General features: G+C 71.4%; 25 protein-coding genes. 10 read left to right on the forward strand and 15 right to left on the reverse strand.

The genetic code is table 11. From position 1 onward, the window contains the following. Positions 1-118: 118 nt before the first annotated feature. Positions 119-1,192 carry an NAD-dependent epimerase/dehydratase family protein gene (locus FHX45_RS21860; protein WP_167109302.1) on the forward strand — a complete coding sequence of 358 codons (1,074 nt, stop codon included), beginning with the start codon at positions 119-121 and terminating at the stop codon, positions 1,190-1,192. Between the two features lie 11 nt (positions 1,193-1,203). Continuing rightward, a complete protein-coding gene (locus tag FHX45_RS21865; RefSeq protein WP_167105130.1) occupies positions 1,204-2,793 on the forward strand; it encodes an FAD-dependent oxidoreductase in 1,590 nt (529 codons plus the stop codon). A 12-nt stretch (positions 2,794-2,805) separates the two neighbouring features. On the opposite strand, the gene FHX45_RS21870 is transcribed toward FHX45_RS21865, so the two are convergent. Beyond that, entirely contained in the window at positions 2,806-3,240 is a 435-nt protein-coding gene (locus FHX45_RS21870) for an SRPBCC family protein (RefSeq protein ID WP_167105133.1), read from the reverse strand. Between the two features lie 56 nt (positions 3,241-3,296). Then, on the reverse strand, positions 3,297-3,662 hold the full coding sequence (locus FHX45_RS21875; RefSeq protein WP_167105136.1) for an anti-sigma factor antagonist: 366 nt from the start codon (positions 3,660-3,662) through the stop codon (positions 3,297-3,299). Positions 3,663-3,905: 243 nt separating this feature from the next. Here FHX45_RS21875 and FHX45_RS21880 point away from each other — a divergent pair, with 243 nt between their 5' ends. Further along, positions 3,906-4,337 (forward strand): ATP-binding protein, encoded by a 432-nt coding sequence (locus FHX45_RS21880; protein ID WP_167105139.1) that lies wholly within the window; start codon positions 3,906-3,908, stop codon positions 4,335-4,337. 4 nt (positions 4,338-4,341) lie between these two features. Here the strand turns inward: FHX45_RS21880 and FHX45_RS21885 are convergent, their stop codons facing one another. The 5 genes from FHX45_RS21885 to FHX45_RS21905 are packed head-to-tail and all read right to left on the reverse strand — an operon-like array spanning position 4,342 to position 8,312. After that, complete coding sequence (locus FHX45_RS21885; RefSeq protein WP_167105142.1) at positions 4,342-5,649, reverse strand: PP2C family protein-serine/threonine phosphatase; 1,308 nt, start codon at positions 5,647-5,649, stop codon at positions 4,342-4,344. Next, on the reverse strand, positions 5,646-6,644 hold the full coding sequence (locus FHX45_RS21890) for an ATP-binding protein (RefSeq protein ID WP_167105145.1): 999 nt from the start codon (positions 6,642-6,644) through the stop codon (positions 5,646-5,648). Before FHX45_RS21890 ends, FHX45_RS21885 begins: the two co-directional genes overlap by 4 nt. Next, positions 6,641-7,066 carry an ATP-binding protein gene (locus tag FHX45_RS21895; protein WP_167105148.1) on the reverse strand — a complete coding sequence of 142 codons (426 nt, stop codon included), beginning with the start codon at positions 7,064-7,066 and terminating at the stop codon, positions 6,641-6,643. The genes FHX45_RS21890 and FHX45_RS21895 overlap by 4 nt, the downstream gene beginning before the upstream one ends. Next, positions 7,063-7,440 (reverse strand): STAS domain-containing protein, encoded by a 378-nt coding sequence (locus FHX45_RS21900; RefSeq protein ID WP_167105151.1) that lies wholly within the window; start codon positions 7,438-7,440, stop codon positions 7,063-7,065. Before FHX45_RS21900 ends, FHX45_RS21895 begins: the two co-directional genes overlap by 4 nt. After that, entirely contained in the window at positions 7,440-8,312 is an 873-nt protein-coding gene (locus FHX45_RS21905) for an STAS domain-containing protein (RefSeq protein WP_167105154.1), read from the reverse strand. The genes FHX45_RS21900 and FHX45_RS21905 overlap by 1 nt, the downstream gene beginning before the upstream one ends. A 150-nt stretch (positions 8,313-8,462) precedes the next feature. Between FHX45_RS21905 and FHX45_RS21910 the strand changes: the two genes are divergently transcribed. From FHX45_RS21910 to FHX45_RS21935, 6 genes are all read left to right on the forward strand, one after another. Beyond that, the gene (locus tag FHX45_RS21910; RefSeq protein ID WP_167105157.1) at positions 8,463-8,831 is read left to right on the forward strand and encodes an STAS domain-containing protein; all 369 of its coding nucleotides are present in this window, start codon (positions 8,463-8,465) and stop codon (positions 8,829-8,831) included. Between the two features lie 166 nt (positions 8,832-8,997). Beyond that, complete coding sequence (locus FHX45_RS21915; RefSeq protein ID WP_167109304.1) at positions 8,998-9,411, forward strand: DUF6292 family protein; 414 nt, start codon at positions 8,998-9,000, stop codon at positions 9,409-9,411. Between the two features lie 80 nt (positions 9,412-9,491). Continuing rightward, a complete protein-coding gene (locus FHX45_RS21920) occupies positions 9,492-9,845 on the forward strand; it encodes an STAS domain-containing protein (RefSeq protein ID WP_167105160.1) in 354 nt (117 codons plus the stop codon). Positions 9,846-9,854: 9 nt separating this feature from the next. Further along, positions 9,855-13,907, forward strand: a complete 4,053-nt coding sequence (locus tag FHX45_RS21925) for a SpoIIE family protein phosphatase (protein ID WP_243869172.1) — start codon at positions 9,855-9,857, stop codon at positions 13,905-13,907. A gap of 52 nt (positions 13,908-13,959) precedes the next feature. Then, positions 13,960-14,763 carry a DUF6597 domain-containing transcriptional factor gene (locus tag FHX45_RS21930; protein ID WP_167105163.1) on the forward strand — a complete coding sequence of 268 codons (804 nt, stop codon included), beginning with the start codon at positions 13,960-13,962 and terminating at the stop codon, positions 14,761-14,763. A gap of 57 nt (positions 14,764-14,820) precedes the next feature. After that, entirely contained in the window at positions 14,821-15,741 is a 921-nt protein-coding gene (locus FHX45_RS21935; RefSeq protein ID WP_208406040.1) for a sugar kinase, read from the forward strand. Positions 15,742-15,867: 126 nt separating this feature from the next. On the opposite strand, the gene FHX45_RS21940 is transcribed toward FHX45_RS21935, so the two are convergent. Beyond that, positions 15,868-16,941, reverse strand: coding sequence for a carboxylate-amine ligase (locus FHX45_RS21940; RefSeq protein ID WP_167105166.1), 1,074 nt, complete (start codon positions 16,939-16,941; stop codon positions 15,868-15,870). A gap of 155 nt (positions 16,942-17,096) precedes the next feature. Here FHX45_RS21940 and FHX45_RS21945 point away from each other — a divergent pair, with 155 nt between their 5' ends. Continuing rightward, a complete protein-coding gene (locus tag FHX45_RS21945; RefSeq protein ID WP_167105169.1) occupies positions 17,097-17,723 on the forward strand; it encodes a class I SAM-dependent methyltransferase in 627 nt (208 codons plus the stop codon). Positions 17,724-17,786: 63 nt separating this feature from the next. Here the strand turns inward: FHX45_RS21945 and FHX45_RS21950 are convergent, their stop codons facing one another. The 7 genes from FHX45_RS21950 to mmsA all read right to left on the reverse strand — a co-directional run bounded on the left by FHX45_RS21950 (position 17,787) and on the right by mmsA (position 25,242). Beyond that, positions 17,787-18,413, reverse strand: coding sequence for a class F sortase (locus FHX45_RS21950; protein WP_167105172.1), 627 nt, complete (start codon positions 18,411-18,413; stop codon positions 17,787-17,789). Then, positions 18,410-19,009, reverse strand: a complete 600-nt coding sequence (locus FHX45_RS21955) for an excalibur calcium-binding domain-containing protein (protein WP_243869175.1) — start codon at positions 19,007-19,009, stop codon at positions 18,410-18,412. Before FHX45_RS21955 ends, FHX45_RS21950 begins: the two co-directional genes overlap by 4 nt. A gap of 317 nt (positions 19,010-19,326) precedes the next feature. Further along, positions 19,327-20,124, reverse strand: coding sequence for an SDR family NAD(P)-dependent oxidoreductase (locus tag FHX45_RS21960; RefSeq protein WP_167105178.1), 798 nt, complete (start codon positions 20,122-20,124; stop codon positions 19,327-19,329). A gap of 70 nt (positions 20,125-20,194) precedes the next feature. Continuing rightward, entirely contained in the window at positions 20,195-21,064 is an 870-nt protein-coding gene (locus tag FHX45_RS21965; RefSeq protein ID WP_167105181.1) for an alpha/beta hydrolase, read from the reverse strand. Positions 21,065-21,209: 145 nt separating this feature from the next. Beyond that, positions 21,210-22,385, reverse strand: coding sequence for a substrate-binding domain-containing protein (locus FHX45_RS21970; protein WP_208406041.1), 1,176 nt, complete (start codon positions 22,383-22,385; stop codon positions 21,210-21,212). Continuing rightward, on the reverse strand, positions 22,385-23,692 hold the full coding sequence (gene mmsB / locus FHX45_RS21975) for a multiple monosaccharide ABC transporter permease (RefSeq protein ID WP_167105184.1): 1,308 nt from the start codon (positions 23,690-23,692) through the stop codon (positions 22,385-22,387). Before mmsB ends, FHX45_RS21970 begins: the two co-directional genes overlap by 1 nt. Beyond that, a complete protein-coding gene (gene mmsA / locus FHX45_RS21980) occupies positions 23,689-25,242 on the reverse strand; it encodes a multiple monosaccharide ABC transporter ATP-binding protein (RefSeq protein WP_167105187.1) in 1,554 nt (517 codons plus the stop codon). Before mmsA ends, mmsB begins: the two co-directional genes overlap by 4 nt. Between the last annotated feature and the right edge of the window lie 37 nt (positions 25,243-25,279).

The following is a 25,279-nucleotide window of genomic DNA, read 5'->3' on the forward strand; positions in this document are numbered from 1 at the left end:
GGTGACCGACCGGCACGCGGCCCGGCGTCCGCCCGTCCGGTCAACCACTCCGGTGCGTGGCTGACCAGCCAGTCGCCGCCGCGGGGTTAGCCTGCCGCGCGGGGTGGAACACGAGGGCATGAAGGTCGTGGTCACCGGCGCGTCCGGGAACATCGGGACCGCCTTGCTGCGCGCCGCGGCACGCCGGGCGGACTGGCAGATCGTCGGGCTCGCGCGGCGCGTGCCGGAGGGCCCGCCCTACGACACCGCCGGCTGGGTCGCCTGCGACCTGGGCTCCGACGACGCCCCGGACGTCCTGCCGAAGGTGTTCGCGGGCGCGGACGCCGTGGTCCACCTGGCCTGGGCGATCCACCCCGGCTCCGACGAGCCGCCCCGCCACCGGACCAACGTCGACGGCTCGCAGGAGGTCCTGGCCGCCGTCGCCGCGGCCGGGGTCCCGCACCTGGTGTGCGCGTCCTCCGTCGCCGCCTACACCCCGGCGCCGCGCTGGGCGCGGATCGACGAGGACTGGCCGCGCACCGGCGTCCCGGGCAGCGCCTACAGCCGGGACAAGGCCCGGCTGGAACGGCTCGTCGAGCTGTTCGCACGGCAGCACCCGGACACCCGGGTCGCGGTGTTCCGGCCGTGCGCGGTGGCCCAGTACGACGCCGGATCGCAGCTCACGCGCTGGACGCTCAGCCCGCTGCTGCCGACCGGTCTCATCGGCAACCGGTGGCTGCCGGTGCCGCTGTGGAACGGCCTGCGCGCGCAGGTGGTGCACTCCGACGACGTGGCCGAGGCCATCTTCCTCATGCTGGAGCGCCGCGCGGAGGGCGCGTTCAACCTCGCCTCCGAACCCGTGCTCGGCGTGCACGACCTCGCCGAGCTGTTCGGCGGGTTCCGGGTCCCGGTGCCGCGGCGGCTGGTCACCGGGGCCGCGCTGCCGACGTGGCGGCTCGGTCTGCAGCCGATGCACCCCGGCTGGCTCGCGTTGGCCGACCAGGCGCCGCTGATGGACAACACCCGGGCGCGCGCCCACCTGGACTGGCAGCCCCGATACGACTCGCAGGAGGCGCTGGCGGAACTGGTCGCCGGGATCCGCGACGGCGGTGGCACCGCGAGCGGCCCGCTCGCCCCGGAAGGTGCGCAGCCGTGGCTGTCGCGGTTGGCTGGGATCAAGCTCGGGCGGCCCAGCCGCCAGACGCAGGCCTAGGGAGGGGCGTCGTGACCGAAACCGTTGACGCGGTCGTCGTGGGAGCAGGGCAGAACGGGCTGGTGGCGGCGAACGTGCTCGCCGACGCGGGCTGGAGCGTGCTGGTGCTGGAGGCCGAGCCGGAGCCGGGTGGCGCGGTGCGCAGCGCGGAGATCACCGCGCCCGGGTTCCTCAGCGACCTGTGCAGCGCGTTCTACCCGCTCGGCTACGCGTCCCCGGTGCTGCGGGAGCTCGGGCTGGACTCCTACGGGCTGGTGTGGCGGCACGCGCCGCTGGTGCTCGCGCACGTCCGGCAGGACGACCGGTGCGTGGTGCTGTCGCGCGACGTCGACGAGACGGCCGCGTCGGTGGCCGGTTTCGACGCGCGGGACGCCGGCGCCTGGCGGGACGCGTTCGGCCAGTGGCAGCGGATGCGCCACGACCTGCTGGAATCGGTGTTGCGGCCGTTCCCGCCGGTGCGTTCGGCGGCGAAGCTGGTGCGGCGGATCGGGGTCGCCGACACGCTGCGGCTGGCGCGGATGGTGACCCTGCCGGTGCGGCGCCTGGGGGAGGAACTCTTCGACGGCGAGGGCGCGCGGTTGCTGCTCGCCGGCAACGCCCTGCACACCGATCTCGGCCCGGACAACGCCGGCAGTGGTGTGTTCGGGTGGCTGCTCGCGATGGCGGGGCAGGACGTCGGGTTCCCGGTGCCGGAGGGTGGCGCCGACCGGATCACCACGGCGCTGGTCCGGCGCCTCGCCGACCGCGGCGGCCGGGTCGAATGCAACCGCGCGGTGCGGTCCGTGCTGGTCGCGGGTGGCCGGGCGATGGGGGTCCGGGACGAGCACGGTGAACTGGTGCGGGCGCGGCGGGCGGTGCTGGCGGACGTGCCGGCGCCCGCGCTGTACCAGGAGCTCGTCGGCGAGGAGCACCTGCCGGCGCGGTTCGTGTCCGACCTCGACCGGTTCCAGTGGGACAACGCGACGATCAAGGTGGACTGGGCGTTGTCCGGGAAGATCCCGTGGATCGCGGAGGAAGCGCGGCGGGCCGGCGTGGTCCACCTGGACGCGGATCTGGACGGCCTGACCGCGTTCGGGGCCGCGCTGGCGTGCAAACGGGTGCCCGAGCGGCCGTTCCTGCTGCTCGGCCAGATGACGACGGCCGACCCGTCCCGCTCGCCGGAGGGGACGGAATCGGTGTGGGCGTACACCCATGTCCCCCGGGGTGACCGGTGGGACGAGGGCAAGCTGAACGAGTACGCGGACCGCATGCAGGAGGTCGTCGAGCAGCGGGCGCCCGGTTTCACGAGCTTGATCCGGGCCCGGAGCGTGCAGGGGCCGGAGGATCTTCAGGCCCACAACCCGAGCCTCGCCGAGGGCGCGATCAACGCCGGAACCGCGGCGATCCACCAGCAGTTCGTGTTCCGCCCGGTGCCCGGGCTGGCGCGCGCGGACACGCCGGTGGACCGGCTGTACCTGGCGAGCGCGTCGGCGCACCCGGGAGGCGCGGTGCACGGCGCCTGCGGAGCCAACGCCGCCCGCGCCGCCCTGGCTCGCAACGGCCTGGCGGGCGGACTCTACGGAGCCGCGATGCGCGCCGCCCAGCGCACGATCTACTCCTGACTTCGTGGGCGGCTAGCGGTGTACCGCGATGTCCGCGAGCCGTTTCAGGGATTCGGTGTTACGGGGGCCGAGCAGGACGCTTTGCACCGGGTGCGGGAGCAGGCTCAGGGGGCCTTTGACGAGTTTCTCGGCCATCTGGATCTCGGTGCCGCCGTCGCCGTCCGCCGTCAGGGTGAGGGTGATCTTCGCGGCACCCATCGGCCACATGCGGGCCTCGAGTTCGAGCAGTTCGCCGTCCTCGACGGCGAGCACACGACTGGTGTCCTGCACCTGGGTGGGCCAGGGCCCGATGCTGTGGTGGATCCGCGCGCCGATCTGCGGCCAGTGGCCGTCCACCTGCCGGATGTGCGACGCGCCGACGACCCAGCTCGCGTACAGCCATCCGTCGGACAGGACGGCGAACACCCGCTCGGGCGGGACGGGCACCCGCTGGCTCACCACGACCATGTCTCGCTCCCCGGATCGGCTCACCGGCAGCGAGTACCCGCCTCCGCCGGGGGCAATCAGCTCGCTTCGGTCGCGGGCGGAGCCACCGCCTCTTCGAGCGACGAGGTGATGTGCAGCTGCTCGTCGAGCCGCGTCACCTGCAGCGGGCGCAACACCGCGCGACTGGTGGCCACGACACGCAGCTCCACCGAGTTCTCCTGGCACTTCTGCTGCGCGTTGACCAGCATGCTCAACCCGATCGAGCCGAGGAACGACACCCCGGACAGGTCGACCACCACGGGGCCCGGTGGCTGGGTTTCGGCGCAGGCGGACTGGACCTGCTTGTCCAGCTCCGGCGCGCTGGTCAGGTCCACGTCGCCGATGGCGGCAACGACGATCGCCCCGTCCACGAGGCGTCGCGTGACGCGCAACTCGGTGGTCACCCGAGATACCTCCTACTGTCGTCTCACACCGCGTCCTGCCATCGGCGACCACAGGGAAGCTGCACCGATACCCGCAAAGCCGCCACGGCACCAGGCTGGCGGCTCAACCGTCCGCCGATCCTAACCGGGCTGCCCGCCCGATGAGGATCGGGGCGGGATGTGGTTAACCCGCCCCGTGGGGGGAATCTCCCGGACAGCCGATCCGCGAGTGAGGACCGCTGGCAGGAGGACCGGGAGGGCAGTGTGAGGACCGACGGCTCGCGCCGACCGACCACGCAGCACAGCACGACGCCCGAGTTGCGCCGGGCCGTGACGCGGCTGCCGGAGGAGGCCACCGCGGCCGGGCGGGCCAGAGAATTCACCACGTCGGCGCTCCAGGCGTGGGAGGTGCCGCCGGACCTGCGTGACGACATCGTGCTGGCCGCGTCCGAGCTGGTCACCAACGCCGTCGAGCACGGGCACGGCGAAGTCACCGTGGTGCTGCGTCAGAACGGGGACCGCCTGCTGCTGCGCGTGTGGGACGAGGACGTGCACGTCCCGGCTCCGCGCCCGGTCCAGCGTAGTGCGGTGCGCGGGAACGGACTCGTGATCGTCGACGCGGTCAGCGAGAGCTGGGGTTACGAGGCCGCGGCGGACGGCAAGTGGGTGTGGGCCGAGTTCGCGGTGCGCTGCTGACCGGTCAGCGCGGCACGGTGACGTGCCGCGCACGATGGCGCGCCGGCCGGCCGGGCCGCGCGGACCACCGGCACAGCAGCAGGCACACGTCGTCGTCGTGCTCGTTGCGGCCGAGCATCTCCGACAGGATGGCATCGCCCGCCTCGTCCGTGGGCAGCCCGGCGATCCCGCCGACCGCCCCGGTCAACCGGGCCAGGCCGTCGTCGAGGACCTCGTTCCGGCGCTCCACCAGCCCGTCGGTGTAGAGCAGCAGGTCGCTGCCCGGGGTGATGGTCTCCTCGTACTCGGAAATGTCGAACGCGAACGGCACGCCGAGCATCGGCGCGTTCGGCCGTTCCAGGTAGCGGATGCCGTCGTCCGCGCAGATCAGCATGGGCAGGTGCCCGGCGCTGGCCCACCGCATCCGGCCGGTCGACAGCTCCAGGTCGGCGACCACGGCGGTGGCGAACAGCGTGCTGTCCAGCCCGCGCAGCAGGTGGTGGGCCAGTCGCAGCGCCTCCGCCGGGCGATGGCCCTCCGCGGTGTAGGCGCGCAGCGCGTTCTGCAGCTTCCCCATCACCACGGCGGCGTCGAGACCGTGCCCGGTGACGTCGCCCACGGTGAGCACGATCGTGCCGTCGGCCCGCGTGAACGCGTCGAACCAGTCGCCGCCGATGTTCACGCCGGTCGCCGCGGGCCGGTACCGCGCGCACAGCTCGAGGTCGTCGGGCGTGCTCAGGGTGGGCAGCATCGCGTGCTGCAGGCGTTCGGCCAGCTCCCGCTCGCGCTCGTACTCGCTGGCGTTGCGCAACCCGACCGCGGAGCGGGCCGCGACCGCGGTGAGGAAGGTGACGTCCTCGCCGGTGAACTCGGTGTCGCGGTGCAGTTCGAGCACACCCAGCAGGTGCGGTCCGACGGTCAGCGGCAGCAGCAGCCGCTTCGGCTCGACGTGCGGCTGGTGCTTGGCGATCACGCGCATCACCTCGGAGTCGGGCGCGTCGTCCGGCCCCGGCAGGCGCTTGAGGGCGCGCGGCTCGGTGGTCACCAGCCACACCGCGGCGGAGTCGGCCACGTGCTCCCGTTCGATGAGCGCGACCAGGGCGTCCACCACCTCCCGGCCGCGCAGGGACGCGGACACGCTGCGGCTCACCTCGTCCAGGAACGCCGAGCGCTGGCGCTGCAGCTCGACCTCGGCGTGCAGGGCGAGCAGGCCGGCGTTGGTCTGCTCCAGCTCCGACTGGTGCAGCCGCAGCTCCCGTTCCTGCCGCGCGATGGTCTCGCGCAGCTCGCGGAGGAGGTCCTGGGTGGTCTCGCCGGGGCGGGCCTCGGTCATGACCGGCCACCTCCGGTGATGACCACCACGCAGGCGTCGTCCCGTCCGCGGCCGCGTTGCCCGAGGATCCAGCCGGCAACGGTGGCCGGGTCGTGGTTGAACAGGCCGGGCCAGTCGGTGCTGCTCCACCTGTCCGAGATGCCGTCGCTGTGCAGGATCAGCCAGCTCCTCTCGGCCCACGGGTGGGCGGAATCGGTGGGCCGGGGCCGGGCGGCGACGCCGACGATGCCGTGGCGGGACACGATGCGCTGCACGGGCCCGTCGGGGTCCGCGTAGAACCGGGTGGACACGTTGCCCACCCCGCAGAACCGCATGCGCCCCTCCGCCGGTGTCAGCTGCGCGACAGCCACGGTCGCACCGCGAGTGGAGGCGAGGGACGGCTGCATCAGCTCCAGGATACGAGCCGGTCTCAGCTCCGTGTGCGCGGCGACAGTGGAGATCGCCACGTCACTGGCCCGGGCTGCTAACTCTCCGTGCCCGAGACCGTCACTCACGGCAATGGTCACGGTATCGCCGGTGACTTCCGCCGTCCACCGGTCCCCGCACTCGGTTTCGCCCGGTGCGGTGAGGATCGCGCTGCCCACCCGCAGCCCGCCCGGCAGCGGCGAGGCCGTCACACGCCACCGCGCCAGCACCACGGTGCCCTGGCCGCGCCGGCTGTAGAGATCGAACTCCTCGGCGGCGCGGCGCACCGCGCCGAGGCCGCCGCCGAGCGTGCCGGTGGTCGAGTAGCCGTCGCGCATGCTGTCCTCGATCCGGCTGATCCCGGGGCCGGCGTCGGTCGCCAGGACGTCCAGCCGGCCCAGCCCCGGCACCACGCTGAAGACGCCCCGGCCGGCGTGTTTGAGCAGGTTGGAGGCCAGCTCGGTGGCGGCCAGCGACACCTGGTGGACCCGGTTCACGGGCAGGCCGGCCCGGGCGGCGGCCGCCGCGGCGATCACCCGCGCCCTGCCGACGTGACTCGGTTCGGTCACGACGAGGTCGTCGCGTGTCACGGTCCCGCGATTCTGCGCACCGACATGCTGATCTCCACCATCGTCCCGCGGCCCGGTTCCGACTCGATCCGGAAGTGGTCGGCCAGCCGTTTCGCGCCGCCCAGGCCGAGACCGAGGCCGGACCCGGTGGTGAACCCGTCCGCCATCGCCGCGTCGATGTCCGGGATGCCCGGACCCTTGTCGGTGAACGTCATCCGCACGGTCGGGTTGCTGCCGAGGTTCTCGACGACGATCTCCGCCTGCCCGCCACCCCCGTAGACCAGGGCGTTGCGGGCCAGCTCGCTGGCGGCGGTGACCAGCTTGGTCTGCTGGACCAGGCTGAACCCGGCGGTCGACGCCGCCTCCCTGGCGGCGTGCCGCACATGCACGATGTCGTACTCGTCGTGGATGGCGACCGTGCTCGTCGAGGCCGCGCGTGTCACGGCCGGGCCGTCCGCGCAGGCCCCGGCGCCGGGCTGAGGAGCGACAGACCTTCCTCGACGGAGAGCGCCGTCTCCAGGCCGGGCAGGGTCAGGCCGAGCTCGACCAGGGTGATCGCCACGGCCGGCCGCATCCCGACCACGACGGTGCGGGCGGCCATCAGCGACGTGATCGCCGCGATGTCGTGCAGCGTGCGGGCCAGGAACGAGTCGATGATGTCCAGGACGGACACGTCGATGAGCACGCCCCGGGCGCGGGTCTCCACGACCTTCTCGGTGAGTTCCTGCTCGAACTCGGCCACCGACTGGTCGAGGAGCTCCTCCTGGATCGTGACCAGCAGGACACCGTTCAGGCTGACGATGGGTACGCCCGCCATCAGCGCACGTCCGGGCCCGCCGGCGACGACCCGACCTGCAGGCCCAGCCGGTGGAGGGCGTAGGCGAGCGCGTCGGCCAGCCGGGCGCGCGTGGCGACCTCGCCGAGGTCGATGCCGAGCTGGACCATCGTGTTGGCGATCTGCGGACGGATGCCGCTGATCACGCACTCGGCGCCCATCAGCCGCGCCGCCATGGCGGTCTTCAGCAGGTGCTGGGCCACCATCGTGTCGACCGTGGGCACGCCGGTGATGTCCAGGATCGCGACCTTCGCCTGCTGGGTCATGATCGCCTGAAGCAGGCTCTCGGTGGCGACCTGGCTGCGCATGCTGTCCAGCGTGCCGATGAGCGGGATCGCCAGCACGCCGTCCCACAGCTTGATCACCGGGGTGGACAGCTCGGACAGCTGTTCCCGCTGGATCGCCAGGGTGTCCCTGGCCGCCGCGAGCGCCGACTCGACGAGCACCAGCCGGAGCGTGTCGACGGCACCGACGAGCATCACCGCGCCGGGTGTGAGCAACTCCGCATCCGCCTGCTCCTGCCACAACCGCAGCAGGGGCTGCTTGAGCTCGCTCACCTCGACGGCGGTGCGCGCGCTCACACCCTCGTTCCCGTCCAGCTGCGAGGCGAGCGCGGTGAGCAGTGAACGCAGGTCGTTGAACCCGTCGGCACCGGGGTTGTCCGCCTGACCGGCGGCGATGGCCCGGCGCACCCCGCGCAGCACCTCGGCGCTGTCGCCGGCGGCCTGATCGGAATCCTGTGCCACGGAGCGGAAGAACGACGAGCCGGCCCACTGGGCGACGATCGCATCCTTTTGCGCGTCAAGGAAATCGCTGACCACGGTGGTGATCTGGCGGTCGGAGGTTGTCGTCATCGCTCCCAGGCTCCAGCATGGTGGGAAGGTCGCGGGCACGCGAGCGCAATCCACGAAGTTCGTTGTTTTGCGGCAAACTTATTGCACGCGGCCGCCGGGGGACAACCGGGGCCGAAGCCGACGCCACGATTTTTGGAGAGAGTTCGAACCATGACGACGGACGAAGGCGCGACCAGGTCTGCCAGCGCTTCCGTGGTGCGCACGGAGATCAGCGGCGACACCGGACGGGTGCTGCTGCTCGGCGAGATCGACCACGGCGCGGTCGACCAGCTGGACCAGGCCGTGGAGGAGCTGCTCGGATCCGGCGTGGTCCACCTGGTGCTCGACTTCGCGGGCCTCAACTTCTTCGATTCGGCCTGCATCAGCGCCCTGATCAGGGCGAAGACCAGCGCCGAGGAGCGCAGCGGCACCGTGAAGCTGGCCAACGTGGACCGTTACGCACGGCGCATCCTCGACATCACCGGACTGCTGGGTTCGTTCACCATCGAGGGAGAGGAATCACCCAGCCCGAGCGCGTGACCCCTCTCACGTGCACCCACGGTGAAACCGGCAGGTTTGGCATTACCGAACGCGGGTACCCACCGCGAGCCGTGAGCGGTTTCAAACCCGTCAAGGGGCCGGTTTCCGGCGTGGCGTCAAGCAGCGGCGCCCCGCCGGAGGACCGGTGGGCGAAGTGCGAGGGCAGATGTACCTGGAATACGAGGACGCGCAGGCGCGGGGACTGCGGCGTTATGTGCGACTGGTGACCGAGGCTCTGGGACTGGGCGGCAACGCCTACTTCGTGCAGCTGGATCCACCACCGGCGAACGCCTACCTGGCGCTGGAACGGCGCCTCCCGGAATTCCCCGATCGCGACGCTGCCCTCCTCTGGAGCGAGGACACCGGATGGTCCCTGGTGGTGGAATCCCACTGCGGCGAGGACCTGATCGTGCTGTCCTACCTGGGCACCGACGTCCTGCCCGCGCCGCGGGTGGTGGCTCGGTTCGCCGAGGACCTCTGCGACGGCACCGCGCGTGGTGTGCTCGATCCGCCGGGGCGCGATCCGGTGGACGTCCGGGAGCGGCTCGCGGCCTACGCCGCCCCCGCGCTGGCGGGGTGAACCGCGGGATCGCCGACCTCCCGTGGGCGCATTAGGCTGAGCGCATCTACGAGGACCTGTTGCGCGTCCAGGAGGTTTCGTTGCCGGAAGACGTTTTCGCGGTGCGTCATCGCGTGACCGGGGACGCCGTTGTCGTCACGGTGAGCGGCGGCGTTGACCTCTGTTCCGCGCCCGCGATGATCAGCGAGATGGACCAGGCCCGGCGTGCGGCACGCCCGCCGCAGCCGGTGATCGTCGACCTGTCCCGCGTGGACTTCCTCGGCTCCGCCGGGTTGTCCCTGCTGGTCGAGGCCGAGCAGCGGTGTGCCGAGGCCGGCACGCCGCTGCGCCTCGTCGCGTCCAGCCGCGTGGTGCTCCGGGCACTCGAAGCGGCCGATCTGGGGCAGGTGTTCACGGTGTCCGGGTCCCTCGAGTGCGCGCTGGGCGAGGGCTGAGCCGGGGCGATGACGAAACCGGCGGACACGTCTTATTTGGACAGTCTCGGCGAGATGGGGGACCGGATCGCCGCCCGTGACTGGTCGGCGACCGCACTGGGACCGATCGGGGACTGGCCGGAGGAACTGCACGGCGCGCTGCGGCTGGTGCTGTCGTCGCGGTTCCCCATGCTGGTCTGGTGGGGCCCTGAGCTCACCACCTTCTACAACGACGCCTACCGCCCGGCGATGGGCGAGAAGCACCCCCGGTACCTCGGGCGGCCCGCGGCGGAGTGCTGGGCGGAGGCCTGGGCCGAGCTGGGCCCGCTCGCGCGGCACGTGCTGGCCGGCGAGGGCGCCACCTATTCGGAGAACCAGCTGCTGTTCCTCGACCGGCACAACTACCTCGAAGAGACCTACTGGACGTTCTCCTACAGCCCGATCTGCAACGACCGCAACGAGGTGCTGGGCATCCTGATCGCGGTGCAGGACACCACCGTGCAGGTGGTCCGGCAGCGGCGGCTGGCCGTCCTCAACGATCTCGGGGAGGTCTCCGCGGCCGGGACGGTCACGCGGACGGCGCGCTCGGCGGTCGCCGCGCTCGGCAGGCACGGCGCCGACCTGCCGTTCGCGCTGGCGTACCTGTTCGAGGACGGGCAGGCGTCGCTGGCCGCCGCCTACGGCGTCGGGCCGGGCGAACGCGCCGCGCCGGCGGTGCTGGAACGCACCCCGGAACCGGTGTGGCCGCTGTGGGCCGGGGAGACGCGCGTGTGTTCCGGGCTGCGCCGGCGGTTCGGCCCGGACTTCGTGCAGCCGGTCGTGGTCGGTACGACGTCGCCGGACGAGGCGGTGGTACTGCCGCTGATCGCGTCCGGCCGGGCCGAGCCGGTGGGTGCGCTGGTGCTCGGGGCGTCGGCCTACCAGGCGCTGGACGCCGACCACCGGGCCTTCCTCGAACTGGTCGGCGGGCAGGTGTCCAGCCTGATCACCGACGCCCTCGCCTACGAGAGCGAGCGGCGGCGCTCGGCGGCGCTGGCCGAGCTGGACCGCGTGAAGAGCGAGTTCTTCGCCAACGTCAGCCACGAGTTCCGCACCCCGCTGACCCTCATCGCGGGTCCGGCCGAGGACGCGCTCGCCGACACCGCGGAGCCGCTGCCGCCCGGCCAGCGGGAGCGGCTGGAGCTGGTGCACCGCAATGCCGGGCGCCTGCGCCGGCTGGTCAACGACCTGCTCGACTTCGCCAAGATCGAGGCGGGACGGCTCCAGCCCGACACCGCGCCGCACGACCTCGCGGCGCTGACCACGGAGATCGCCGAAAGCTTCGCCCCCGCGGTGCGGCGGGCCGGGTTGCGGTTCGAGATCGACTGCCCGCCGCTGTCCCGCGCCGTGGACGTCGACCCGGACATGTGGGAGAAGATCGTTCTCAACCTGCTGTCCAACGGGCTCAAGTACACCCGTCAGGGCGGCGTCGTCGTCCGGCTGCGGGAGAAGGACGAGCACGCCGAGCTGACCGTTACCGACACCGGCGTGGGCATCCCGGCCGACGAGGTGCCCCGGCTGTTCCAGCGCTTCCACCGGGCACGTGGCCGGGAGGGCCGGTCGCACGAGGGCGCCGGGATCGGGCTGGCGCTGGTGCAGGAGCTGGTGCGGCTGCACGACGGATCGGTCACGGTCGAGTCGGTGGAGGGCGCGGGCAGCACGTTCACGGTCCGGCTGCCGCTGGCGGAAGTCCCACCGCCACCCGCCGCCGGGCTCGCGCTGTCCGCCACGGTGGCCTACCGCGACGAAGCACTCCAGTGGCAGGCGGACGGTGACGGCGAACCGGCGCCGGCACCGGCGGGCGACGCCCCGACCTTGCTGGTGGTGGAGGACAACACCGACCTGAGCCGGTTCATCGCGCGGTTGCTGCGCCCGGTGGGGCGGGTGCTGCTCGCGCGGGACGGTGCCGAGGGGCTCGAGCTGGCCCGCCGGCACCGGCCGGACCTGGTGCTCTCGGACGTGATGATGCCGCGGCTGGACGGGATCGGGCTGGTGCGGGCGTTGCGCTCGGAACCGGCGACGAAGTCCGTCCCGGTGCTGTTCCTGTCCGCACGCGCCGGGGTCGAGGCGGCGGTGTCCGGGCTGGAGGCCGGCGCGGACGACTACCTGCCGAAGCCGTTCTCCGGCGCGGAACTGCTCGCCCGGGTGCGGGCCAACCTGGCGCTGTCCGATCTGCGCCGCCGCGAATCGGAGTTCCGGCGCGCCCTCGTCGAGTCGTTGCGGGAAGGCGTGTTCGTCGCCGACAGCGGCGGCACCATCGCCGAGGTCAACGAGGCGTTCAGCACGATCACCGGGTACGGCGCGGACAACCTCCCGATGGCGTGGCCGTACCCGTGGCTCGGCGCGGACGCCGCGCGCGTCCCGGCCGCGGGACTGGTGCCGTACCTCGGCGACGGGCACGAGGTGCCGCGGGTGATCGAGCGGCCGGACGGCGGTGAAGCCTGGGCTGCGCTGACCCTCACGCGCGTCGCGGAGGCCGAGGGCGGTTCCGGGTGGATCGTCGGGACGCTGCGGGACGTGACGGTCGAGAAGAAGGCGGCCGACCGGGAGGCCGTGCTCGCCGCGTTCGCGGCCGACCTGGCCGCCGCGACCGACGTGGCCGAGGTGCTGCACGCCGGGGTGAGCGCGCTGCGGGCGATCCTCGGCGCGACGCGCGTGGTCGCGGCGATCTGGCCGAGCACGGAGACCGGCGGGCTGCTCGCCGCCGTCCCCGCCGCCGGCGCGTTCGACGAGCTGGACCCGGAGCTGTACGAGCGGCTGGACCGCGCACGGCAGCAGTCACCCGGACAGATCTGGCCGCCGGACCCCGGCCACGAGCTGGGCGCCGCCCTCGGCGGTGGTGACTCCGTCGTGTGGGCCGAACGCACCGACCAGCCGCTGGACGGCGAGGACCGGGCGCTGTTCGGGATGCTCGTCGCGCAGCTGGGGCAGGCGCTGGGCCGCGCCCGCAGCTACGACCAGGCGCGGGCCGTCGCACTGACCTTGCAGCACGCCATCCTCGGCCCCACGGACCTGCCGGGCGGGTTCGCCGTGCGGTACGAGCCGGCGGTGCGGCCGCTGGAGGTCGGTGGCGACTGGTACGACGTGGCGCGGTTGCCGGACGGCCGGATCGCCGTGGTCGTCGGCGACTGCGTGGGCCGCGGGCTCCCGGCCGCGTCGGTGATGGGGCAGCTGCGCAGCGCGTGCAGCGCCCTCCTGCTCAGCTACGGCGATCCGGCGCGGGCGCTGGACCAGCTCGACGGGTTCGCGCGGCAGATTCCGGGCGCCTTGTGCACCACGGTGTTCTGCGCGGTGGTCGATCCGGTCGCCGGGCTCGTGACCTACTCCAGCGCCGGGCACCCGTCCGCGGTGCTGAGCCACCCCGATGGCAGCGACGAACTGCTCGACGGCGCGTTGTCGGTACCGCTCGCCGTGCGCCGGCGGAAGCCACGGCCGCGGTCGACGGTGCCGCTGCGGCCCGGTTCGGTGCTGCTGCTCTACACCGACGGACTCGTGGAACGGCACGGCCTGCCCATCGACGAGGCGATCGAGCGAGCCCGGGCGACGCTGCGCGAGGCGCCGCGCCGCCAGTCCGGTGACATCACCGAGCACCTGCTCACGAGCCTGCTGCCGGTCGCGGGCCACAACGACGACGTGGCGGTGCTGGTTTACGTGCACCCGCCCGGCCCGTTGCGTCTCGACCTCCCGGCGGAGCCGGAGAGCTTGATCGACGTACGGCGCGAACTGCGCCGGTGGCTTGCGCTCGCGGACGTGCCCGAGGACCCGGCGGCCGACGTGATCCTGGCGGTGGACGAGGCGTGCACGAACTCGATCGAGCACGGGTACGGCGGCCGGGGCGACGGCGTGCTCACCCTGACGGCAACCGCCGGGGACGGCAGCGTGGAGATCGTCATCACCGACGACGGCACCTGGCGCCCGCCGCCCGCCGATCCCGGGATCCGCGGGCGCGGGGTCGGGCTGATGCGGGCGCTGATGACCGAGGTGGACATCACTCCCGGGGAGAACGGGAGCCGCGTCCGCCTCGCACGGAACTGGAAGGAATAGCGGGTTCCGCGGCCCGGACGGACTCCCGGGGTGGATCGCTAAGCTCGGATTCGTGGTGGAGCCGGTCGAACGGGACAGTCGCGGCATCCTGCATCCGCAGGCCGGGCTGCGGCGGTTCGATCTGGCGCGGTTCCCGCCCTCGCCGGAGGTCGGCCGGTTCGTCGACCGGTACTGGCTCGTCTCGTGGGACCTGCCGGACGTGCACGAGCAGCACGTGCTCGTGCACCCGGTCGTCAACGTGGTGTTCGAGGCGGGCCGGGCCGCGGTGTACGGCGTCCAGACGCGACGGTTCACCCGGCGGCTTTCCGGCCGGGGCCGGGTGCTGGGCGTGATGTTCCGCCCGGGTGGGTTCCGGCCGTTCCTGGGCCGTTCGCTCGCCACGATCACCGACACCGTCCGTCCGCTGGCCGAGGAGGTTCCCGCGTTGCGGCCCGGCGTGCCCACCCTGGTGGACGCGCTCACCGGGGGTGCCGGCGGTGCCGAGGTGGCCGGCCTGGCCGACGCGGCGCTCGCCGCGCTCGTCCCCGCCGCACGCCAGCCGTCCGAGGACACCACGGCACTGGCCGAGCTCGCGGCGAGCGATCGGGACCTGCGCCGGGTCGAGGAGCTGGCCGCGGCGGGTGGTCTGAGCGTGCGCCGCCTGCAGCGCGCCTTCCGCGACCACGTCGGGGTGAGCCCGAAGTGGGTGCTGCGGCGCTACCGTCTCTACGACGCGGCGGAACGCGCGGCACGGGCGGAGCCGGTGGACTGGGCCGCGCTCGCCGCGGACCTCGGCTACGCCGACCAGGCCCACCTGACCCGCGAGTTCACCGCCGTGGTGGGGGAGCCGCCCAGCTGGTACGCGCGCCGGGCTTGACCCCGCATGCCCTGCGGTCCGCCCCTGCTACATTGCGTTACCGGCACTGGGATCGCAATGTGCGCAACGAAAGGCGGGCCGGTGGACGTGCTGGCGGTGGGTGAGACCATGGTCGTGGTCACGCCCGAGGCGGGTGGTCGTCTGGTCTCGGGCAGCCGGTACCTGCTCCGGCCCGGCGGCGCCGAGTCCAACGTGGCGGCCCTCCTCGCGCGGCTCGGGCACAAGGCCGCCTGGGCGAGTGCGCTCGGCGCCGACCCGCTCGGCGACCTCGTCCTGGACGACCTGGAGCGCCACGGGGTCGACGTGTCGCTCGTGCGGCGGGACGGTCAACGCCCCACCGCGGTCTACTTCAAGGACCCCACCCCGACCGGTACCCGCGTCTACTACTACCGCGGCGGCTCGGCCGCCTCGGCCATCTCCACCGCCGACATCGTGCACTGGTCCGCGCAGCCGGCGCGGCTCGTCCACGTCTCCGGCATCACGGCGGCCCTGTCCGAACAGACCCGCGAGGCCACCCGCGCGCTCGTGCGCGGTGCCGGCCTGGTCAGCTTCGACGTCAACCACCGCCCGCAGCTGTGGCACGGCGACGCCCCCGAGGTCCTGCTCGACCTCGCCCAGGACAGCGACATCGTGTTCGTGGGCCGGGACGAGGCCGAACGCCTGTGGGGCACCGCCGACGCGGAGAGCGTGCGCGCGCTCCTCGACCGGCCGCGATACCTGGTGGTCAAGGACGCGGCGATCGAGGCCGTCAGCTTCACCCCCACCGGCGTCCACCGGGCGCCGTCGGCCGAGGTCGAGGTGGTGGACGTCGTCGGCGCGGGTGACGCGTTCGCGGCCGGATGGCTCAGCGGTTTCCTCGACGACCGTGACGAGACGACCCGTCTGCGACTGGGGCACTACGTCGCCGCACGCGTGCTCGAATCGCCGTCCGACTTCGCCGACCTGCCACCCGCCGGTGAGATCCTGGCGCGCCTGTGACGTCCCGGAAACCGCCGCCCGCCGTGCGGGCGCGGTGACCACAGTGGACGGATCGTCGCGGGTTTCTGAAAGCGCTTCCCGTGGTCCGGTCCCGGCCTGGGCACCACTCAGCCGGCGGGGCCGGGGTCAGTGCAGGCTGAGGAGGTCGATCACGTCGCACAGCTCCTGCCTGCGGGCATAGGCCCGGCGCTGCCGCTGGGCGCCGTTGCCGTGCTCGCGCACCCAGGCCAGCGACTCGATCACGAAATCCAGGTCGCCGGTCTGCTCGAGGGCAGGCCGGACCCGCTCGACGAGCTGCCCGACCAGCGCCGGGGCCGGGGTGAGCCGGCCGGTCTCCGGGTGCAGTGCCGAGCCGTCCAGCCCGTCCCGCGCCGCACGCCACAGGTTGGCGCGCAGCACCTCACCGGGTACCCGCGGAGGTGGTGAGTCCAGTTCGGACAGTGCGGTGAGGACCAGGGCGCGGACCAGGGCGGCGAGCGTGGTCGCCTCGCGGGCCGTCGCCGTCACGTCGCTGATCCGGAACTCCAGGGTGGGGCGCTTCTCGGACAGGCGGATGTCCCAGTAGATCATGCCGCGGTCGAGCATCGCGCCGGCTTCGAGCAGCGCCGCGACCCGGCTTTCGTAGTCGTCGAGCGAGGCGAGCAGCGGCGGGCCGGCGGAGGGCCAGCGTGACCACAGCACGTACCGCCAGCTGCTGTAGCGCGTGTCCGTGCCGCCGTCGAACGGCGAGTTCGCGGTGAGCGCGAGCAGCACCGGCAGCCACGGCCGCGTGTGGTTGCTCACCCGCACCCCGGTGGCGCGGTCCGGGATCCGCACGTGCACGTGGCATCCGCAGGTGGTGCCGGTGCGGGCGATGAGGCCGAAGTGCTCACCCATCCGCCGGTAGCGCGGGGTGGGGGTGATGCCGGGCGGGTGCTGCTCGGCCAGCAGCGGGGTCGCCGTCGCGACCAGGCGGAGCTGGCGTTTCCCGGCCTCGCCGGCCAGTCTGGAGCGGAAGTGGGTGAGCCGGTCGAGCAGCTCCGCGGCGTCCTGGCACACTTCGCTCGCCAGCTCGACCTGGCTGCGCGCCAGTTCCCGCTGCACGTCGCCGTCGGGGCGCGCGGACGCCTCGACCACCTCCGGCCCGCGCTCCGACAGGTGGCCCTGCTCGTCGACGAGCAGGAACTCCTCCTCGACGCCGAACGTCGGTATCTGCTCCAACCTTCGCCCTCTCCACTCGGTCGCCGCTGGTTACCCGCTCCCCGGCGCTTCAAGCCCGGCCGCCGCGAGTTGCCGGGCCGGGTGCTTGCCGCGGCGGGCGGCTGCGTGGATAGTCGCCGGCATGGACGACGAACTGGCGCCGGGGGTGTCCGGCCATGCGGTCTGAGGAGGAGTACGGCGAGCAGTTCTGGGAGGAGCGCTACTCCTCGCGCCCGTCGGTCTGGAGTGGACAGCCGAACCCGCAGCTGGTCGCGGAGGTCGCGGATCTGCCACCGGGCACCGCGCTCGACGTCGGCGCCGGCGAAGGTGCCGACAGCTGCTGGCTCGCCGAGCGCGGCTGGCGGGTGACGGCGCTGGACCTGTCGGCGACCGCGTTGCGGCGCGGCGCCGAGCACGCCGCGCGGGCGGGGGTCGGGGAGCGGATCGAGTGGGTGCGGGGGGACGTGCGGACCTGGGACCCGGGCGAGCGGCGGTTCGACCTCGTCTCGGCGCAGTTCCTGCACCTGCGCAACCCGGAACTGCGGGACCTCGTGCGCCGGCTCGCCGGGACGGTGACGCCGGGCGGGACGATGCTGGTGGTCCAGCACGACGCGCACGACCTGGACACCACCGTGGGCCGGCCGCACCTGCCCGACCGGTTCGCCGCCGCGGCGGACGTGGCGTCCTGGCTGCCCGCCGGGTGGGCCGTCGAGGTCGCCGAGGCCCGCCCGCGGCAGGCCACCGACCCCGACGGCAACCCGGTGACGGTGCACGACGCCGTGGTGCGCGCCCGCCTGCCGTAACACCCGCCCCACCACACCGGCCAACACGCCACCCCCGGCGTGTTGGCCGGTGGCGGTCGCGCGTCAGCCGCGGTATGCCTGGAACAGGCGCGCGTAGGCGACGATGTTGTCCTCGTAGTTGCGGGTGGACCGGTCGAACGCGCCGCCGCAGGTGATCATCCGCAGCTCCGGTCCGGCGGTGTCGCCGTAGACGTCGTCGGTCGGGAAGGCCGACTTCGGGTACCGCTCGACGCGGTAGACGGTGAACACCGCGGTGGTCCCGTCGGCGCGGTGCACGATCGCCTGGTCGCCCGGCCTGGTGTCCTTCAGCCGGTTGAACGTGCCGGGCACGTGGTTGTAGTCGACGTGCGCGGCCAGCACCGCGGGGCCGGTCTCGCCGGGCGACGGGCTGCCGGTGAACCACCCGGTCGTGACGGCGTCCCCGGGCACCTCGAGCGCGCCGTCACCGGCGAGCCCGAGGTCGACGATGGGGCCGGTGCTGACCCCGATCGCGGGCACCTCCAGCCGCACCGGGCGCGCGTGCGGCAACGGACCGTCGACGGTGGTGGCCGGGGCCGCGTTGGACGGCGCCACGGCACCCGACGGTGGTGCCTGCGGCGCGGGCGCCGGGACCGCGGGAGCGCCGCAAGCGGTGAGAGCGGCGCCGATGGCCGCGATCGCGAGCCACCGGCGCCAACGTGCGCTCGTCATCGGCCGGCGCGCCGCCGCATCAGCAGCACGGTGCCGGCGCCGCCGCCGACCAGCGCGAGCGCGCCGACCGCCACGGCCGGGCCCGCACCCGGCTCACCGGCGTCACCGCCGCCGGTGGCCACGCCGCCGACCGGCTTGACCTTGATCTGCGTACCGCCGCCCGCGGCCTTCTTCTCGCCGAACCGGGACTCGCAGGCGTAGCCGTCGTGGTCGGCGTCCAGGTGGTTCGGGTCCCTGCGGTCGGCGTCCAGGACCGCCTGGGCCTGCGCCTGGGTCGCGAAGTCGGCGCAGTCCAGGTCGGCCGCGCCGGTCTTCGTCGGGGTCACCGGCGGCGCCTCGGGGCTGCGGCTGCTGGTCGGCGTGGACGGCTGCGTGGCGGGCCGGTGCGGCCGGTCTTCGCAGGCGATTCCGTCCTTGTCGCGATCCAGGTTGTTCGGGTCGGACCGGTCCTGGTCGAGAACGGCCTGCGCGTCTTCCTGGTAGGCGAAATCGCTGCAGTTGTACCGGTCGGCCGGCTGCGCGGCGAACACCGCGGGTGCCGGACCCAGCAGGGCGATACCGGCGACCGCGGCCGTGCCGAGAACGCGACTGATCATACGCATGGGGGGACGTCCTTTTCCGGAAAACGATCTCGGGGCAATTCAGCCGCTTTGTCGTTTCCGTGATCGCGAACGTTACCGCCACAATGCAGGAAATTGTTGTCGCGATAATGCCGGTATCCGGACGTTGTTCACCGTGCAAGGGACGCCACGCGCCGCGGTCTTCAACCCGGCTCCGTCCGGTGACGGCGTGGACGCCGGTCGAGGTGGTTCCGCGCGACGCGCAGTGCCGGATCCGGGTGGTCCCGGTCGCGCCGGTGGTACCGGCCGGCGCGAGCCGGTGAACGCATCCGCTTGACCGGACCGGGCTGACGTCAGAAGAAGACCTGCTCACCGCCGGTCAGATTCAGCGCGGCTCCGGTGATGAACCCGCCGTCATCGCTGGCCAGGAATGCCGCCAGAGCGCCGATATCGCCGGGCACGCCGAGGCGACCGACCGGAATCCTTTCGGCCACGTAATCCCGGAACGCGGTATCGAGATCGACGCCCAGTTCCGCGGCGTATTCCATGCCGGGCCGTCCGTCAGCCGTCGACAGAAGCTGGGTGGCCATGGTCCCGGGGCAGATCGCGTTGGCGGTCACTCCATACGGTCCCAGCTCGAGTGCCAGCGCCTGGGTCAAGAGGATCACGGCGGCCTTGGACGCCGAATATATCCCGTAGCCTTCCCGCGCGACCTTCCCCAACTGGGACGAAGTGCTGATGATGCGGCCCCAGCCCTGGTCGCGCATGCCGCGCCCCGCAGCCCGCGACCACGCGAACACCGCGTAGGTGTTGACCGCGAACTGCTTCTGGAAGCTCTCATCGGTCTCGTCGATGATGTTGCGGACGCGGTAGGTCCCGGCGTTGTTCACGAGAATGTCGAGCCGGCCGTGCCGGCCGACCGTCTCGGCGATCACCATTTCGGCCACCGCACTGTCGGTCACATCGGCGACGACCGCGGTGGCCTTCTTGCCTGCGCTGCTCAGCGGCAGGCCGTCCGCCAGGTCGGAGGCGTCGGCGCGATCCACGATGATCGTCGTCGCGCCCTCGTCGGCGAACCGCCGCGCGATACCCTCACCCAGTCCTTGTGCCGCACCCGTCACGATAGCGGTCTTGCCGTCGAGCTTTCCCAAGATTCGTTCCTCCCTGTCGTAGCGGCTGTTCCGGTTGAACACATTCCCGGGGGACGAAGCGCCACCGGGTTCAGTCGCCCTGGAAGAAGTCGAGCAGGATCTCGGTCAGCTCGTGTGGCTTCTCCAGGGCGAGGCTGTGCCCGCAGTCCATGCACACATAGCTCCAGTCCTCGGCGATGCTGCTGACGATGCGCTTGACTTCGTCGCCGAGCCAGTAACTCGCGCCGATGCCGAGGGTCTTCTGCTTCAGCTTCGGGTTCTTCCGGGTCTGCTCGGAGTTTTCGAACGCGGCGCGGTACACGTTGAGGATCGCCCGTAGCCCGCCCGGCGCGGTACAGCCGCGCAGGAAGATGTCGATGTCCTCGTCGGTGATGGCGTCCGGGTTGACGCACTCGTCGCGCATGAAGGCGGTCCAGAATTCGCGGTCGTGCCCGGGGATGAGCATCTCCGGGTAGTCGCGGAGCGCGAACAGGTTGAGGTGCCACACCCAGTGGCCGGACTTGACGTTCTCGGGCGTGTAGTAGGCGCCTTCGGTCAGGCCGTAGCCCGGCAACAGCATGTCGGCGTACGACAACTTCTCCACCAGTTCCGGGTGGTACGCGGCCAGTGCATAGCCGAACGCCGCCCCCCAGTCCTCACCATGGACCTTGACGGAGGAGTAGCGCAGTCCCGTGACCAGTTCGGCCAGGTCATCACTCACGGTGCGCATGTCGTAGCCGGAATCGGGGCGGGCCGAGTCGCCGAAGCCGCGGATGTCGGGGGCGATGACCGTGTAGTGGGGGGTCAGCAGCGGCAGCACCAGGTGCCAGTAGTGCAGTGATTTCGGGACACCGTGCAGCAGCAGGAGCGGTTCGCCCGAGCCGGCGACCACATAGTGCAGACGAGTGCCGTTGACGGCGATCCGGCCGTGGGTGGCCGGCCGTCCTTGATGATCCAGCATGAGCCGGCTCCTCCTGGGATTCTCCGTGGGGTTCGCCGCACCCGGGTTCCGGGAGCGGGCGGCGGGTACGGCGTGCGTGCCGGGGAAGTCCGGGCAGGTGGGGAGGCGACGGCGCTGTCGCCTCCCCCGCACGGCGGTGCCCTCGCTACTTGTTCGTCTTCGCCAGTGCCGCGAGTTCGGGGTTGCCCTGGAACGCTTCGGCCGCGTTGTCCTTGGTGACCAGCACCGGCGGGACCAGGACCGCGGGCACGACCTTGACGCCGTTCCAGGCGTTGTCCTTGTCGTCGGCCACGACGGTCGGCTGCTTGCCCTGGGCCAGCTGGCTGATCAGATCGACCGCGGCCTGCGCCTCGACGCCGCTGTCCTTGTACACGGTGCAGTACTGCGTCCCGTCCATGATCAGGGGGACCGATGCCTTGTCGCCGTCCATGCCGGTGACGACCTGGCCGGACAGCCCCGCTTGCCGGAGGGCGGTGATGATGGAGCGCGCCAAGGTGTCATTCGGCGAAAGCACTCCGTCGAGCTGCCTGCCGCCGGCGTAGGTGCTGGTGATCAGGTTCGTCATGCGGTTCTGGGCGTTCTGGCCGAGCCAGCCCTCGGTCGCCACCTGCTGGAATCCGGTTTGCCCGGAGGGCACGACGACCTGCCCGGACTTGATGAGGGGGTCGAGCACGCTCATGGCGCCGTTGAAGAAGATGGTCGAGAGGTTCGTGGTGGCGGCTCCGGCGAACAGCTCGACGTTCCACGGCCCGTTCGGATTCTTCTTCTTGAGCCCCTCGAGGAGTGATTGGGCCTGCAGCTGCCCGACCTTGAAGTTGTTGAAACTCACGTAGTAGTCGACATTTTCCGTGCTGACGATGTTCCGGTCCCAGGCGATGATCGTCACGCCCGCCTTCTTGGCCTGCGCCAACTGGTTGCCGAGCTGGCCGCCGTCCTGCGCGGAGATCGCGATGACCTTGTAGCCCTTGGTGACCATCGACTGAATCTGGTTCTGCTGGTCCGGCACCGGGTTGGAGTTCGACGCGTACTGGATGTCGGCTTTGAACCCGGCCTTGGTCAGGGCGTCCTGCCAGTATCGCTCGTAGTTGGCGACGTTCTCGGAAGTCTTGGTGGGGAGGGCGACTCCGATGGTGTCGCCCACCTTGAGGGCCGTCGCCCCGGACTCGGCGTTCCGCTGGGAACATCCGGTGAGCGCGATTGCGGCGACGGCGGTGGCTGCCGCAGCGGCCAGTAGTTTTCTACGCATGTCGTCAATTCCTTGCTGTGTGGAGGCAGGCGCGGTCCTCGTTGACCGGCCCGTGATCGCCGCGCTGAGCGACATCAGCCCAGCGATGCTTTTTCCCTGCGGTCACCCGCTTCGGATGGCAGATCCCCGGAGATGACCTCGGGGGCGGCGCGAGCCCGTTTGCGCCGAACGCCGTTCAGCACGAGTCCCGTCAGCGACGGCTTGCCCTGCGTCTTGTTGTAGACGTCGAACGCGACAGCCGCGAGCAGCACCATGCCGCGAATGATGGACACGATGTTCTGGTCGATGCCCTTCAGCGACAAGCCGTTGGCGAGGAAGGCCATGACGAAGGCTCCGACGATGGAGGCCGGCACGGTTCCGACACCGCCGAAGATGGCCGCGCCGCCCACGAAGACCGCCGCGATGGCGTCGAGCTCCCAGTTGGTTCCGTCGGAGGGCCCGGAGGCGTTCGAGTTACCGACGAACACCATTCCGGCGACCGCCGCGAGGACCGACATGTTCATCATGACGAAGAAGCTGACGCGCCGGGTGTCGACACCGGACAGGGCGGCGGCCTGCGAGTTGCCGCCGACCGCGTAGATCTGGCGGCCGAACACGGTTTTCGAGGTCACGAACGAGTAGACGATGACCAGGACCCCGCTGATGATGCCCGCGACCGGGAGGCTCGTGCCGATCCGCCCGCCACCCAGCAGCAACGTCGCGTAGACCGTGATCCCGCCGAGCACCAGGACCTTCACCACCGAGACCCAGCGGGGGCGGGGGACCTCGCCCATCTTGTGACGACGTCGGCGAGCGCGGATCTCGAGCCAGGCGATGGCCGCCACGACGACGGCGCCGAGGATGAGCGTGGGGTTGTTGTAACCGGTGTCCGGACCGAAGTCGGGCAGGAATCCCGCGCCGATCCAGTTGAACGACTCCGGCGTGGTGGTCGCGGTCGAGTTGCCCACCACCTGGTTGGCGCCGCGGAAGATGAGCATGCCGGCGAGGGTGACGATGAACGCCGGTACGCGAACGTAGGCGACCCAGAAGCCTTGCCAGGCGCCGACGAGGGCGCCGATGCCCAGCCCGAGGAGCATCGCGAGTCCTGCCGGGAGGTGCCAGACCGACATGGACTGGGCCACGACGATCCCGACGAAGGCCGAGACCGACCCGACGGACAGGTCGATGTGCCCGTTGATGATCACCATCACCATGCCGACGGCCAGGATCAGGATGTAGGAGTACTGCTGGACGACGTTGATCACGTTCGTCGGGTCCAGCGTGACACCGCCGGTCCACAGCTCGAAGACGAGGATGATGACGACGAGGGCGATCGTCATGCTGTACTGGCTGATGCCGCGGCCGCCGGTGAGCGCGCGCACGGGCGAAGGCTTGGTACTCATGCGGCGGCACCCGCCTTTCTGGTCGAGGTCATACTGACCATCAGTGCCTCGGATGTCGCTTCGGCGGCCGTGAACTCGTTGGTGATCCGGCCTTCGAAGATCGTGTAGATGCGATCGGAGAGACCCAGTACCTCGGGCAGTTCGGAGGAGATCAGGATGATCCCGGTTCCGGCGGCCGCCAGGTCATTGATGATCTTGTAGATTTCGTACTTGGCACCGACGTCGATTCCCCGTGTCGGTTCGTCCAGGATCAGCACTTCGGGATCGGTGAACATCCATTTCGAGAGGACGACCTTCTGCTGGTTGCCGCCGGACAGCTTGCCCACGCCGACGTCGACGGTTGCCGCCTTCGTTCCCAGCGCCGCCCGGTACCGCTCGGCGATCTCGTGCTCTTGGAGTTCGTCGACGACACCGGCGCGAGAGGACACCTTGTCCAGCCGGGCGGACACGGTCGCGCGCCGCACGCTGTCGAGGAGGTTGAGGCCGAGCCCTTTGCGGTCCTCGCTGACGTAGCCGATGCGGTGCCGGATGGCTTCCCGGACGTTGCCCACCTTGATCGGGCGGCCGTTCTTGAAGATCTCACCGCTGACGTAGGTGCCGTAGGAACGTCCGAACACGCTCATCGCGAGCTCGGTCCGCCCGGCGCCCATGAGCCCGGCGAGACCGACGATTTCGCCTCGCCGGACCGAGAGGTTCACGTCCTTGCAGACGAGGCGGCCGGGATCGAGCGCGTGCTGAACCGTCCAGTTCCGGACCTCGAAGAGCGTGTCGCCGATGTCCGGGGTGCGCGGCGGGAAGCGGTTCTCCAGCGATCGCCCGACCATACCGCGGATGATGCGGTCCTCATCGACGCTTCCGCCCTGGAGGTCGAGCGTTTCGATCGACCGTCCGTCCCGCAGCACGGTGATCGAGTCGGCGACCTGTTCGATCTCGTTGAGCTTGTGCGAGATCATGATCGACGTGACGCCGCGCTCCTTGAGACCCACGATGAGACCGAGGAGGTGCTGCGACTCGGTCTCGTTGAGCGCCGCCGTCGGTTCGTCGAGGATGAGCAGCTTGACCGACTTGTGGAGGGCCTTCGCGATCTCCACGAGCTGCTGTTTGCCCACTCCGAGGGACTTGACGAGCGTGTCGGGGTGATCGTCGAGTCCCACCCACCCCAGGAGCTCGCGAACCCGCCGCTGTGCGCTGACCCAGTCGATGACACCGAACCGGGCGGTTTCGTTGCCCAGGAGGATGTTCTCGGTGATCGACAGCTCGGGGATGAGCGCCAGTTCCTGGTGGATGATGCCGATCCCGGCGGCCTCGCTCTGCCGGACGTTGGCGAAGCGCATTACTTCCGAGCGGTAGATGATGTCACCGTCGTAGGAGCCGTACGGGTAGACACCCGAGAGCACCTTCATCAGGGTGGACTTGCCGGCACCGTTCTCCCCGCAGATCGCGTGGATCTCGCCGCTGCGCACTTCGAGGTTGACGCCGGAGAGCGCGGTCACACCCGGAAACTTCTTCGTGATGGAGCGCATCTCCAATATGTACGAAAGTTGGGTCATCGTGTGGTCCCTTGGACATCGTTGTCGGACTCCGGAA

The organism is Amycolatopsis granulosa, from assembly GCF_011758745.1.
Classification (GTDB): Bacteria; Actinomycetota; Actinomycetes; order Mycobacteriales; family Pseudonocardiaceae; genus Amycolatopsis_E; species Amycolatopsis_E granulosa.

Coding starts and splice junctions, on each gene's coding strand:
- FHX45_RS21860 (WP_167109302.1), top strand. CDS start 119: ATGAAGGTCGTGGTCACCGGCGCGTCCGGGAACATCGGGACCGCCTTG.
- FHX45_RS21870 (WP_167105133.1), bottom strand. CDS start 3,240: ATGGTCGTGGTGAGCCAGCGGGTGCCCGTCCCGCCCGAGCGGGTGTTC.
- FHX45_RS21885 (WP_167105142.1), bottom strand. CDS start 5,649: ATGACCGAGGCCCGCCCCGGCGAGACCACCCAGGACCTCCTCCGCGAG.
- FHX45_RS21900 (WP_167105151.1), bottom strand. CDS start 7,440: ATGGCGGGCGTACCCATCGTCAGCCTGAACGGTGTCCTGCTGGTCACG.
- FHX45_RS21905 (WP_167105154.1), bottom strand. CDS start 8,312: ATGACGACAACCTCCGACCGCCAGATCACCACCGTGGTCAGCGATTTC.
- FHX45_RS21910 (WP_167105157.1), top strand. CDS start 8,463: ATGACGACGGACGAAGGCGCGACCAGGTCTGCCAGCGCTTCCGTGGTG.
- FHX45_RS21915 (WP_167109304.1), top strand. CDS start 8,998: ATGTACCTGGAATACGAGGACGCGCAGGCGCGGGGACTGCGGCGTTAT.
- FHX45_RS21925 (WP_243869172.1), top strand. CDS start 9,855: ATGACGAAACCGGCGGACACGTCTTATTTGGACAGTCTCGGCGAGATG.
- FHX45_RS21935 (WP_208406040.1), top strand. CDS start 14,821: ATGTGCGCAACGAAAGGCGGGCCGGTGGACGTGCTGGCGGTGGGTGAG.
- FHX45_RS21945 (WP_167105169.1), top strand. CDS start 17,097: ATGCGGTCTGAGGAGGAGTACGGCGAGCAGTTCTGGGAGGAGCGCTAC.
- FHX45_RS21950 (WP_167105172.1), bottom strand. CDS start 18,413: ATGACGAGCGCACGTTGGCGCCGGTGGCTCGCGATCGCGGCCATCGGC.
- FHX45_RS21955 (WP_243869175.1), bottom strand. CDS start 19,009: ATGATCAGTCGCGTTCTCGGCACGGCCGCGGTCGCCGGTATCGCCCTG.
- FHX45_RS21965 (WP_167105181.1), bottom strand. CDS start 21,064: ATGCTGGATCATCAAGGACGGCCGGCCACCCACGGCCGGATCGCCGTC.
- FHX45_RS21970 (WP_208406041.1), bottom strand. CDS start 22,385: ATGTCGCTCAGCGCGGCGATCACGGGCCGGTCAACGAGGACCGCGCCT.
- mmsB (WP_167105184.1), bottom strand. CDS start 23,692: ATGAGTACCAAGCCTTCGCCCGTGCGCGCGCTCACCGGCGGCCGCGGC.
- mmsA (WP_167105187.1), bottom strand. CDS start 25,242: ATGACCCAACTTTCGTACATATTGGAGATGCGCTCCATCACGAAGAAG.